Annotated in this window: 11 protein-coding genes; 6 read left to right on the top strand and 5 right to left on the bottom strand. The window is 61.1% G+C overall.

Annotation, left to right across the window (positions count from 1 at the left end; translation table 11 throughout):
• Nucleotides 1-20 precede the first annotated feature (20 nt).
• Nucleotides 21-2300 (bottom strand): TonB-dependent receptor, encoded by a 2280-nt coding sequence (locus tag BMZ70_RS20520; RefSeq protein WP_092278888.1) that lies wholly within the window; start codon nucleotides 2298-2300, stop codon nucleotides 21-23.
• 424 nt (nucleotides 2301-2724) lie between these two features.
• Between BMZ70_RS20520 and BMZ70_RS20525 the strand changes: the two genes are divergently transcribed.
• The 4 genes from BMZ70_RS20525 (at nucleotide 2725) to BMZ70_RS20540 (ending at nucleotide 7379) form a co-directional block, all read left to right on the top strand.
• A complete protein-coding gene (locus BMZ70_RS20525; protein WP_092278890.1) occupies nucleotides 2725-3720 on the top strand; it encodes a BMP family lipoprotein in 996 nt (331 codons plus the stop codon).
• A 77-nt stretch (nucleotides 3721-3797) separates the two neighbouring features.
• Nucleotides 3798-5327 carry an ABC transporter ATP-binding protein gene (locus BMZ70_RS20530; protein ID WP_092278892.1) on the top strand — a complete coding sequence of 510 codons (1530 nt, stop codon included), beginning with the start codon at nucleotides 3798-3800 and terminating at the stop codon, nucleotides 5325-5327.
• The gene (locus BMZ70_RS20535; RefSeq protein WP_373922532.1) at nucleotides 5324-6400 is read left to right on the top strand and encodes an ABC transporter permease; all 1077 of its coding nucleotides are present in this window, start codon (nucleotides 5324-5326) and stop codon (nucleotides 6398-6400) included. The genes BMZ70_RS20530 and BMZ70_RS20535 overlap by 4 nt, the downstream gene beginning before the upstream one ends.
• A 7-nt stretch (nucleotides 6401-6407) precedes the next feature.
• On the top strand, nucleotides 6408-7379 hold the full coding sequence (locus BMZ70_RS20540) for an ABC transporter permease (protein WP_092278896.1): 972 nt from the start codon (nucleotides 6408-6410) through the stop codon (nucleotides 7377-7379).
• Here BMZ70_RS20540 and BMZ70_RS20545 read toward each other — a convergent pair.
• A complete protein-coding gene (locus BMZ70_RS20545) occupies nucleotides 7376-7732 on the bottom strand; it encodes a c-type cytochrome (protein WP_092278898.1) in 357 nt (118 codons plus the stop codon). The genes BMZ70_RS20540 and BMZ70_RS20545 overlap by 4 nt on opposite strands.
• Nucleotides 7729-8304, bottom strand: coding sequence for an NUDIX domain-containing protein (locus BMZ70_RS20550; protein ID WP_092278900.1), 576 nt, complete (start codon nucleotides 8302-8304; stop codon nucleotides 7729-7731). The genes BMZ70_RS20545 and BMZ70_RS20550 overlap by 4 nt, the downstream gene beginning before the upstream one ends.
• Before the next feature lie 68 nt (nucleotides 8305-8372).
• Here BMZ70_RS20550 and BMZ70_RS20555 point away from each other — a divergent pair, with 68 nt between their 5' ends.
• Nucleotides 8373-9128, top strand: a complete 756-nt coding sequence (locus BMZ70_RS20555; RefSeq protein ID WP_092278902.1) for a DeoR/GlpR family DNA-binding transcription regulator — start codon at nucleotides 8373-8375, stop codon at nucleotides 9126-9128.
• Between the two features lie 25 nt (nucleotides 9129-9153).
• On the top strand, nucleotides 9154-10068 hold the full coding sequence (locus tag BMZ70_RS20560; RefSeq protein WP_229205519.1) for a hypothetical protein: 915 nt from the start codon (nucleotides 9154-9156) through the stop codon (nucleotides 10066-10068).
• Here BMZ70_RS20560 and BMZ70_RS20565 read toward each other — a convergent pair whose 3' ends face one another.
• Nucleotides 10069-11103 carry a S1/P1 nuclease gene (locus BMZ70_RS20565; RefSeq protein WP_092278906.1) on the bottom strand — a complete coding sequence of 345 codons (1035 nt, stop codon included), beginning with the start codon at nucleotides 11101-11103 and terminating at the stop codon, nucleotides 10069-10071.
• Nucleotides 11100-12323, bottom strand: a complete 1224-nt coding sequence (locus tag BMZ70_RS20570) for a phospholipase D-like domain-containing protein (RefSeq protein WP_092278908.1) — start codon at nucleotides 12321-12323, stop codon at nucleotides 11100-11102. The genes BMZ70_RS20565 and BMZ70_RS20570 overlap by 4 nt, the downstream gene beginning before the upstream one ends.
• Nucleotides 12324-12328 lie beyond the last annotated feature (5 nt).

The raw sequence follows: 12328 nt of genomic DNA on the forward strand, positions 1-12328 counted from the left end.
GGATTTTAAACTACGCGCTCTTAGAAGTTGACCTTGAAGGTCGCGCCCCAAGTGCGTGGTTCGTTCAGCATACCGGTCAGATTGTTGAAATCGATAGCGCTCAGCAGAACCCTTTCGTCGGTGATGTTGCGGCCAAAAGCGGCCACTTCATACTTGCCGTTGCCCCACTTGTAACCCACGCGTACGCCACCTTCGGTCAGCGGCTTGGCTGTGTATTCGACTGCGGTGTACAGGAAGAAGTTGTACTTGCTGCGGTAGCTCCAGTCGGTCAGCGCGTATAACTCGCCGTTGGCCACTTCGGTGCTGTACTTGAGCGTGAAGTTGGCTTGGTGGCGCGGCGCGCGCGGCAGGTCGTTGCCGTCGATCAGTGAATAGCCAGGGTAGCCGACCGCCGGCGCACCGGTCGGCGTGCAGCCCAGGCCCACATTGTTGGCGATGTTGCCGCAATAAGCGACACGGACGTTCTTGTCCTTGATCTCGGTATCGTTGAAGCTGTATCCCACGCTGCCGCTGAAGCCGGAGCCAAGGTTGGCCTGCAGGTCCAGCTCGATACCCTGACCGGTGACCTCGTCGGCATTCAACAGCTTGTTCAGGTTGATGGTGCCACTGCCGGCGGTCAGTTGCTTGTCTTTGACGCGATAGTGGAACGCCGCCGCACTAAGGCGGGCACGGCGGTCGAACAGATCCTGCTTGATACCGGCTTCAAACGACAAGGCCTTTTCGGCACCAGCCTGCGAAGGCAGGTTATCCAGGCTGTCCAGACGTCCTTGCATCGACGGCGCGCGGTAGCCGGTTGCCGCGCGGGCAAACAGATTGGTCGCCTTGCTCAGTTCATAAGTGCCGCTGGCATCCCAGCTCACATTGGTCGACTTGCTGTTCAGGGTATGCGGCAGGGTGATCAGCACATTGCTGGCATTGTAGTCAGTGCGCGCGGCCAGGAAGTCCTTCTTGTCGTCGGTATAGCGAATGCCGCCGCGCAGCTTCAGCTTGTCGGACACAGCGTAGTTCACCGAGCCGAACGCCGCCCAGGATTTCGATTTCTGGTACTGCTGCGCGTACGGCACTTTCTGCGGATTGCCTGCGGCCAGCGTATCGAACTGGATACTATCGACCTGAATCGCTTCATTGAAATAGTAAAGGCCGCCGATCCATTGCAGCGGGCCGCTGTAGTTCGATTCGGCACGGAACTCTTGCGAGAATTGCTTGTGGTTAGGAAGCAGGTCGGCGGTCTCCAGCGAGAACGGAATCCGCCCCGGACCATACGGTGGCGCATATACCGCGCCGTAGCCGCCATCGACGTCGGCGCGGCTGTTGAATTTCAGCTTTTCGTAGCCGGTGATCGAGTGCAGCGTGATGTCGGCCAGGTTGTACTTCAGGCGCACGCTGCCGCCCTGGGTCTTCAGCTTCTGATAGTTGACGCCATCGCTGGCGTAAGAGCCGTAGTCGAAACCATCCACCAGGCTGTTAGTGCCCTGCTTGATAATGTTGGCGCGGAACAGCATGGCGCTGCCGTGGTAGTTACGCTGGTGGTAATTGAACAGCGCGTCGAAATCCTTGTTTGGCTTGACCAGCGCCTGCAGGCGGAACGCGTTATCGCCGTAGCCTTCGAAATCTTGCGTGCCCTTGTTAGGCGTCGGATTGGTGTTGTGCACGCGGTCATCGCGATGCTGGCTGGTGCCGGAAAAGCGCAGCGCTACCGTGTCGCTGATCGGGAAGTTAAAGGCACCCTCGACATTCTTGGCCGAGTAGTTGCCGATGCCCAGTTGCAGATAGCCTTCCTGCTTGAACACTGGCTTGGCCGAGTCGAACTTGATGACGCCGGCCGGCGAGTTGCGGCCGAACAGCGTGCCCTGCGGGCCGCGCAGCACTTCGACCTGGTCCACGTCAAACACCGGGAAGCCCTTCAGCATGGCGTTTTCCTGGACGATGTCGTCCATCACATAGCCGACCGGCTGGGAGGCGTTCAGGTCGAAGTCGGTGTTGCCCAGGCCGCGAATGTAGAAGCGCGGGAAGGCACGGCCGTAGTCGGATTCAATATTCAGCGACGGCGAGCGGCCGGACAGCACGCGAATATCGCCAGCACCGGAGGTCAGCACGTCCAGCTTGTCGCCCTTGATGGTGGCGATCGACATCGGCACGTCCTTGATGTTTTCCGCGCGGCGCTGGGCCGTCACGATCACGGTTTCCAGCTGATCCTTGCTGGCGACCGGAGTGTCTTGTGCCTGTGCCAGCGGAAAGGCGCCAGCGATGGCCAGCGCGATCAACGATCGCGCCGCGTAACCACTACGTTGCTTGCTCATATAGTGCTGCTCCCTTGATTGTGTAGTGAGATGGCTTTTGTTATTAAATGCATACCGAAAGTGAGACATTACGCATATCGATATACAAATTACCAATCATGCTAGCACGGAAAAAATGGCGCTTGATTCATATCTAATTTATATAAATAACCAAGAAAAATCGAATTTGCGCTACATATCAGCACTGGGGCATAGTGATGGATCGTCCCGGGCGTGAGGCTGGCTGCGGCTTGCTCTATGAAACTGGCATAAGCACCGCGCAATGGCAGAGATGGAGTTTGTCCAATCGGACAAAAAAGCAACAATACAAAAATATTTAATTCGGCAGCTCCTGTTGTTGCGGTGCGACATGAGGTCCCCAAAACAGGAATTACGTGTTGCGGCCAATAAAAATATACAATAGCGATCTTCCAGGAGCCTATTCATGAAACTTTTACAACTTAGTTTGACGGTTGCAGCGTTGTTTATCGCTACCAGCGCGTCCGCGGCTGACCCTAAGCTGGGCATCGTGTATGACGCAGGCGGCAAGTTCGACAAGTCGTTTAACCAGTCCGCATTTGAAGGCGCTACGCGCTTCACCAAGGAAACCAATATCAAGTTCATCGAGGTGCAAGCCTCGAGCGACACCCAGGCCGAACAGGTGCTGCGCGGCCTCGCCCGCAAGAACCTCGACCTGATCGCCTCCATCGGCTTCGCCCAACAGGCGGCCGTGCAGAAGGTCGCCAAGGAATTCCCGAAAGTCCGCTTCGTGCTGATCGACGGCGTGGCGCAAGGCGCCAACGTCAACTCCATCACCTTCAAGGAAGAAGAAGGCTCGTACCTGGTCGGCGTGGCCGCCGCGATGGCCTCCAAGTCCAAGAAGCTGGGCTTCATCGGCGGCGTCGACATCCCGCTGATCCGTACCTTCGCTTGCGGTTACACCCAAGGCGCGAAGGCCATCAACGCCAAGATCGACGTCACCTCCAACATGGTCGGCACCACCTCGGATTCGTGGAACAACCCGGCCAAGGGCGGTGAACTGGCGCGCTCGCAATTCGACCGTGGCGTGGACGTGGTGTTTGCCGTGGCCGGCGGTTCGGGCCTGGGCACGCTGCAAACCGCCAAGGAAAAAGGCAAGCTGGCCATCGGCGTCGACTCCAACCAGAACCACCTGTATCCAGGCTCGATCCTGACCTCGATGGTCAAGCGCGTCGACAACGCCGTGTACGACTCCTTCATGCAAATGAAGGCCGGGACCTGGAAGGCCGGCGTCACCGCCAAGGGCCTGAAGGAAGGCGGCGTCGATTGGGCGCTGGACGAGAACAACCGCAAGCTGATCACGCCGGAAATCGAGAAACGTGTGATGGGCGCGCGCAAGGATATTATCGATGGCAAGGTCAAGGTCATCGATATCCGTTCGGGCGCTGCCTGCCCGGTCTAAAACCTGTTTGAACATTGAGCGCGCCGCCGGGGATTTTCTCCGCGCGGCGCGTTTTACTTAATCTAAAACATACACCTATGCAGCCAGCAGTAGAATTTCGCGGCATCTCCAAGCATTTTGGAGCTGTAAAAGCGAACACGGACGTCAGCTTCACCATCGCCAAGGGTTCGATCCACGGCCTGGTGGGCGAGAACGGCGCCGGCAAATCGACCCTGATGAGCATCCTGTATGGATACTACCGCGCCGACGGCGGGGACATCCTGCTCGATGGTCAGGCACGCCGCATCCACAACAGCCAGGAGGCGATTGCCCTCGGCATCGGCATGGTGCACCAGCACTTCATGCTGGTCGAGAACATGACCGTGCTCGATAACGTGATGCTGGGCAGCGAGGGCGGCTTCAAGCTCAAGGCCAAGCGCGCGCGCGTGGAAGCCGAGCTGCGCGAAATCTGCACCCGCTACCGCCTCGACGTCGATCCGCTGGCCACCATCCACGATCTGTCGGTGGGTGCGCAGCAGCGCGTCGAGATCCTCAAGCAGATCTACCGCAGCGCCAACATCCTGATCCTGGACGAGCCGACCGCCGTGCTGACTGCGCAGGAGACCGAATCGCTGTTTGAGATCCTGCGCCTGTTCAAGGAACAGGGCAAGACCATCATCCTGATCACGCACAAGCTGCAAGAGATCCTCGACATCACCGACACCGTGACCGTGATGCGCGGCGGCCGCGTGATCGGCGCGGTGCCGACCGCCGGCACCACCAAGGAAGACCTGGCCAATATGATGGTCGGCCGTCCGATCGAAAACAACCTGCCGCGCAAGCCGTACAACCCAGGCGCCCCGGTGCTGCAGGTCGACGGCCTGCAACTGCTGGACGACCAGGGCGTCAAGCTGCTGGCCGATATCGGCTTCACGCTGCGCGCCGGCGAGATCGTGGCGATTGCCGGCGTGTCCGGCAATGGCCAGAGCGAGTTGATGGAGATCTTGTCCGGCATGCGTCTGCCGTCGTCGGGCAAGCTCGATTTCCTCGGCAAGGCGCTGCCCTTTGACAGCCGCTCGGATGCCGACGGCCTGCCGCTGAAATTCCGCGACCTGGGCATCGCCCACGTGCCGGAAGACCGTCTGCGCGATGGCGTGATCAAGGCGTTCTCGGTCATGCACAACACCATCTTCGGCTATCAGGACAAGCTGAAAAACAAGTGGGGCCTGCTCGACTTCAAGGCCATCGCTGCACGCTGCGCGGAGTTGATGAAGAACTTCGACGTGCGTCCGAATAACCACGACCTGCGTATCGGCCTGCTCTCGGGCGGCAACCAGCAGAAAGTGGTGATCGCGCGCGAAGTGCTGGCGCAGCCGAAGCTGATGCTGGTCGGCCAGCCGACTCGCGGCGTCGACATCGGCACCATCGAGAGCATCCACACCCAGTTGCTGAAACTGCGCGATGAAGGCGTGGCCATCCTGCTGGTCTCCGTGGAGCTGGAAGAAGTGCGCGCGCTGGCGGACCGGATTTTGGTCATGTGCGGCGGCCGCATCACCGGCGAACTGAAAATTGAAGAATTCGACACCACCCGTATCGGCCTGCTGATGGGCGGGATGCACAAATCATGAATAAAGACCTGCCACGCTGGGCCACTGCGTTTGTCATGCCCGTATTGAACCTGCTGTCCGCCATGCTGGTGACGGCACTGGTAATCCACCTGCTGGGCGAAAGCCCGGTTGAATCGCTGGCCATCCTGGTCAACAGCGCCGTGGTCAATCCGGAAGGCTTGAGCTACACGCTGTTCTACGCTTCCACCTTTATCTTCACCGGCCTGGCGGTTTCCATCGCCATGCAAGCGGGCCTGTTCAACATCGGCGCCGAAGGCCAGATGTATGTGGGTGGCCTGGGCCTGACCTGGGCCATGCTGGCCTTCGACAGCTCGCTGCCGGCCTGGCTGCTGATCCCGACCGGCATCCTCGGCGCCGCCTTGTTTGGCGCGCTGTGGTCCTTCCTGCCCGGCTACCTGCAAGCGAAACGCGGCAGCCACGTGGTGGTGACCACCATCATGTTCAACTTCATCGCCTCGCAGCTGATGAACTTCATGATCGTGAAATACATGATCCCGGATGGCGAGCAGAATCCGGCCAGCCGCGCCTTTGCCGCCGCTGCCGAGATGCCACGCCTGAACCAGTGGCTGCCGGTGCTGGGCGAGACGCCGCTCAACATCAGCTTCTTCCTGGCGCTGATTGCGCTGGTGATCTACGGCGTGGTGGTATCGCGTTCGGCGTGGGGCTTCAAGCTGCGCGCCACCGGCCTGAATCCGCACGCCGCGCACTATGCCGGCATCCGCATCAGCAAGATGATCATCATCGTGATGCTGATTTCGGGCGCGCTGGCCGGCCTGGGTTCGGTCAACTCCATCATGGGCTCGACCCACTACCTGTCGATGAACTTCGTCGGCGGCGCGGGCTTCATCGGCATCGCGATTGCGCTGATGGGCCGCCAGCATCCGGTCGGCATCTTCCTGTCGGCGCTGCTGTTTGGCGCGCTGACCCAGGGCGGTTTCGACCTGTCGCTGGAAAAGCAGAACATCCCGCCAGAGATGGTGATCCTGGTGCAGGGCGTGATCATCCTGTTCTGCGGCGCGATGGAGAATATGTACGCTCCAGCCATCGCCAAAGTGCTCAAATTGAAGAAGTGAGAACGCTATGACTTTTGACGATCTCCATATTGGCAGTATCCTGGTATCGACCGTGCGCAACGCGCCGGTGCTGATTTTCGCCGGCATGGCCGGCTTGTTCGCCGAGCGTTCGGGCGTGATCGACATCGGCCTCGAAGGCAAGATCCTGGCGTCGGCGTTCGTGTCGGCGGCGGTAGCCTTCACCACGCAGAATCCGTGGTACGGCGTGATGGCCGGCATGCTGGTATCGGTGCTGCTGGCGTCCTTGCAGGCTTACGTCGCCATCTCGCAAAAAGGCAACCAGCTGGTGGCAGGCATCGCCATCAACATCGCCATGAGCGGCCTGACCTTCGTGGTGGCGCAATACATCTTCCAGCAAGGCGGCCGCACGCCGGACCTGGGCTCTGCGCGTTTATTCGACGTGGTGTTGCCGGGATCCGCTGCGGTGGAAAACATTCCGTTTATCGGCTGGCTGTACGCGCACCTGATCGGCGGCCATTCGGTGCTGGTGTACGTGGCCTTCCTGCTGGTGCCGCTGGTGCACTGGATCGTCTATCACAGCCGCTTCGGCCTGCGCCTGCGCGCTTGTGGCGAGAACCCGCATGCGGCCGATGCGGCCGGTGTCAGCGTCGAGCGCCAGCGCTACTTCGCCATGCTGATCGCGGGCGCACTGTGCTCGCTGTCGGGCGCTTATCTGGCGATTGTGCAGAGCGGCTTCTTCCTGCGCGACATGTCCGCTGGTGCGGGCTACCTGGCACTGACCGCGATGGTGTTTGGTAACTGGCGTCCGCTGTACACCTTCCTCGGCTGCCTGATGTTCGGCTTCTTCGCGGCGGTGCAGATCCAGATCGAAGGCGTGGAACTGCCGGTGGTAGGCCGCCTGCCGGGCGCGCTGATCCAGATGGTGCCGTACGTGCTGACCGTGATCGTACTGGCCGGCCTGATGGCCAAATCGGTGGCGCCAAAAGCCCTCGGCACCCCGTTCGTGAAATCGCGCTAAAAAGTGCGCATATAGGACAGCAGGTCAGCGACCTGCTGTTCATCCTTGATACCCCAGAAGCGCATCGTCGTCCCCGGCACCACATCATGCGGCGCGCGCAGATAAGCGGCCAGCGTCTTCTCATCCCAGGTGAGGCCGGACTTCTTCATCGCCTCCGAATACTTGAAATCCTTGGTCGATGCCGCCTTGCGGCCAATGATGCCGTTCAGTTGCGGCCCATACCCCGCACTCGCATACGGCCCCACCGCGTGGCAAGACGCACAACGCCGAAACAAGAACGCCCCGTTCTTCGGATCCCCCGCCGCGCTGGCATGCCCGGCTATCAGCACGAGTATCAGTAAGCAGTTTTTCATAGCAGGTTCAATGCCGCGTATTGGAGCAGCATGATGGTTTTGCCGTCGGCGATGCGGCCATCGGTGATCATTTGCAGGGCGTCGTCCATGTTCAGTTCCAGCACTTCGATGTCTTCGCCTTCTTCGGCCAGGCCACCGCCGTCGCTCACGCGCGTTGCGGGATCGTATTCGGCGACGAAGAAGTACAGGCGCTCGGTCACCGAACCGGGGCTCATGAAGGCTTCGAACACTTTGCGCACTTCGCCCACGCGGTAGCCGGTTTCTTCTTCCACTTCGGCCTTGATGCGCTCCTCCGGCGAGGCCTGGTCCAGCAGCCCGGCCGCCGTCTCGATCAGGAAGCCGTCATGGCCGTTGCCATAGGTCGGGAAACGGAACTGCCGCACCAGCAGCACGGTGCGCTGCTCGCGGTTGTACAGCAGGATGGTGGCGCCGTGACCGCGATCGTAGGTCTCGCGCGTCTGGCGCTGCCAGCTGCCGTCACGGCGGCGATAGTCGAAGGTGGTCTTTTGCAGCAGGAACCAGTCGTCGGACAGGGTTTCTACTTTGTGGATGCGAATTCGGTCTTCAGGCATGTCGTTCTCCCATTGCGTTTATTTACGATATCATGCAATATCGTGCAATATCAAGAAAATTCATGCATATGCTGACACGCCAACGCAAGGAACTCCTGCTCGCCCGCCTGCACAAGGATGGCCAGATCGTCGCCAAATCGCTCAGCGAAGAACTGGGCCTGTCAGAAGACACGATACGCCGCGACCTGCGCGAGCTGGCCAGCGAGGGCTTGCTGCAGCGCGTGCACGGCGGCGCCCTGCCTGCCTCGCCCGCGATGGGCGACTTCGCGCAGCGCCAGCAGATTTCCAGCGACGCCAAGCCGGCCATCGCGCGCGCCGCCGCCGCCATGATCGAGCCGGGGCAAGTGATCTTCGTCGACGGCGGCACCACCGCCGTGCAGCTGGCGCGCGCGCTGCCGGCGGAGCTGCGCTGCACCGTCGTCACCCACAGCCCTTCGGTGGCGGTGGAACTGGCCGGGCATCCGCTGGTCGAAGTGATCCTGATCGGCGGCCGCTTGTTCAAGCACTCCATTGTGGCGATGGGACCATCGGCGCTGGAGGCGATCGCGCAGATCCGCACCGATATCTATTTCATGGGCGTGTGCAGCCTGCATCCGCAGAGCGGCATCAGCACCGGCGACTTCGACGAGGCAGGCATCAAGCGCGCCATCAGCAATATGGCGCAACGCACCGTGGTGCTGGCCTCGCCCGAAAAACTGGACACCGCCTCGCCCTACCAGATCGCGCCGCTGTCGCAAGTCAGCGCCATCGTGGTCAACCGCGATGCGCCGGAAGCGCTGGTCGCACCGTATCGCGACATGGGGATCGCCATCACTAGGGCATAGACGTTTAATGTGGCAAACTAGCTGAATGACGAGATTGAACGCATTAAGCACACGCACGGCATGGCGCATGCTGCTGGCCGGGTTGTGCCTTGCTGCCGGCGTCTGCACCGCAGCCACCACGCACGTGGTGTATCCCCTCACCTCGCTGGAAGATGTCGACAGCCGCTATGAATACGACTGGGCTGTGCTGCGCGTGGCCCTGCAAAAAACCGAGCCGCGCTACGGGCCATTCGAGTTGCGCCAGTCCACGCATGCGATGTCCTCGCAGCGCGTGGCGCAGGAATTGCTGATGCCCGGCGGGCGCATCAACATCTTCGCCCGCGCCACCTCGCCGCAGCTGGAACAACAGTACGTGCCGGTGCGCCTGCCGATCGACAAGGGCTTGCTCGGCTATCGCATGTTCCTGATCCGCGAGGCCGATCTGCCGCGCTTTGCCGCCGTGCGCACGCTGGACGATTTGCGCAAGCTGCGCGTGGGACAAGGCAAGGACTGGATCGATGTGCCCATCCTGAGCAAGGCCGGTTTCCCGGTAGTGGAAGGCACCAGCTATCCCGGCCTGTTCGCCATGCTGGCCGCAGGCCGCTTTGATTTCTTCTCGCGCGGGATCGACGAAGCGCAGCGCGAATTCAAGGAACGCCGCGCCGCCTATCCGCAGATGACGATCGAGCCGACCTTGCTGTTGCAGTATCCGTTGCCGCTGTACTTCTTCACGCGGCGCGATGCCGAAGGCAAGCTGCTGGCGCAGCGCATCACAGAGGGGATGGAGATGATGATCAAGGATGGATCGCTCAACACCCTGTTCCAACAATACAAGGGCGAGAGCATCCGCGCCGGCGGACTGCAAAACCGGCGCGTCCTGCAGTTGCACAATCCGCACCTCACGCCAGAGACACCGCTGTCCCGCAGTGAGCTCTGGTTCAATCCCTTGACGGGAAAATAGTTAAGGCCAGATGGCCTTCAGCAAGGCGGCCAAGTGGTAGCCGCCGCGAATCAGCTGCTCCTTGGCGGCAGCCGACGAAGGCACCGGATAGTTATCCGGAATCGCCAGCGGCCAGACGTTGTACACCTCACCGCTCTTGCTGGTCTGCTGCGCCATCGGGCCGGGCACCACGTCGGTATAGGCTAGTTTGGCCACCACCAGCGTCTGGTCGGCCCACTGGTACGGCCAGCTCACTGGATCGCCGCTGTTCGGCGCCACCACCGGATTACCGGCGATGACCATCTGCGCAAACTGCTCCGGCGTGCGCGCGCCGATGCGGCGGAAGGCGTAGTTGACCACCGTGGTATCCCAGTACGAGTGGAACGCGCGGGTGGCTTGCGGCTTGGCCGGTTTGTCATCGGCCGGAATCAGCTGCGCGCTGTTGGCGGTCAGCCTGGCGTCGTCCAGTTGCAGGTTGTTGCCGCCGGTGGACGGGAAGGCTGCCTTGTCGTCCAGCTGCTTCTGCGTCGGCAACACAAAGCCGCCGCTCTTGCCGACATAGCCTTCGCCCACATGCAGCGGCTGCGCGATATCTCCACTCAGGTGCGTCAGGATCAGCAAGGCCTGGCGCGGCGTGAAGTTGTGCGGATTGGTAGTCGCATCGCCCTTCCCTTGCAGCACCGCGATGCACTGCTTCAGCGTCTGCACGATATCGTGACCGTGGGTGCCGACACCGCCATCCTCATAACGCGACAGCTGGAACGGCACATCGGTGTAGTGATATTCGCTGTGCTTCGGATTGGCCGTGGTGTAGGTCACCATCTCCGGCGTTTGCGGGCCGCAGTACGTGCCCTTCACACAGTCCGCCCACGAGGCGATGCCGGCCAGGCTTTCGCCCGGCAGCAGCAAGGCTTGCACCTGCTGTTCGGCATTGCTGCCCTTGATCAGCTGGTCGGCGATCGCGCCCACCGCGCGGTGCCCATCGTTGCCCCATGCCTGGGCGTTAAACGAAACAAAGGCGCTGCTCAACGCCAGGATACATGCGAGCTTCTTCATTCAGGACTGCCTTTCGATGGCTTCGGATATTGTTTGTTGATGTCGAGGACTTGCGCATACGGCGAGCTCCAGGTCTGCTCGTGCAAAGCGGCCACACGCTGCGCCATTTTCTCGTTGCGCAGCACGACTTCCAGATTGCGCGACAGGTCCATGTAGCCGCCGGCCCAGTTGCTGGTGCCGATCCATGCCAGTTGGTTGTCGATCACCATCGTCTTGCTGTGGATGACGCGCGCGAACGGAATGAAACCGCTCGACGCCACCGGCAAAGTCACCACGCGGATTTCCACGTTGGGCAGCATGGCCAGGCTTTTCAGGTAGGCCAGCGCCGGCTGTTCCAGGTTCCAGTTGGAGACCATCAGCTTGATCTTGACGCCGCGCTGTGCCGCCGCACGCACCGCGTTGTCGATCACCGCGTAGTAAGGGCGCGTGCCTTTCGGGCCGTAGCTTAGCGGCGCGTAGTCCAGCAGCTGGATGCGCACCTCGTTTTTCGCCTCCGCCAGCAGCGCAGGCAAGCCCGCTTCGGAATCGCCCACGCCCGCCGGGTTGTACTGGTTAGGGCTGGACAGCAGGAAGTTATGCTGATGAAGATCGCCCGTCGCCGTGCGCACATTGAGCACCGGTGCGATCTGCCCGGCCGACGTCAACGCCTGCGCGCGCCAGTCCTGGTTGAAGATCGCCAGCACCTGTTCCACTACTTTCGCGTCGGTGATGCGCAAGCCGGTTTCGTGGATGTGTTCAAACGAGCGCCAGTCGAAGTTCTGGCTGCCGATGTAGGCGGTCGCGCCGTCCACCACCAGATACTTGGCGTGGATGATGCCGTTGCCGGTCAGCTTGTTGAAATCGAGGATGCGCAAGTCCAGGTTCGGAATCGCCTTCAGGCGCTCGATGGTTGGCTGCTCCGACAGGCCCACACCTTTTTTATCGAGCAGGAAGCGGATCTTCACGCCACGCTTGCCGGCGGCCTCCAGATGCTCCACGACTTTTTCAAACACGCTGCCCGGCTTGACGACGGCGTAGAACTGGCCGATGACGATTTCGCTTTTGGCGTTATCGAACATCTCGGTCCATACTTGCGCCGCGCTGCGCAAGTCGTCGCTGTGCAGCGAGGTTTCGACAGGCGCGGTCTGCACCAACTCATAGCCCGGAATGGAAAACTCGGCACGCGCCGACGCCGACAGCAGCGCCGCCGACACCAGCAGGGAAATTGAAATACGACGCATCATTG

Source organism: Duganella sp. CF402, assembly GCF_900109645.1.
GTDB lineage: Bacteria > Pseudomonadota > Gammaproteobacteria > Burkholderiales > Burkholderiaceae_D > Rugamonas.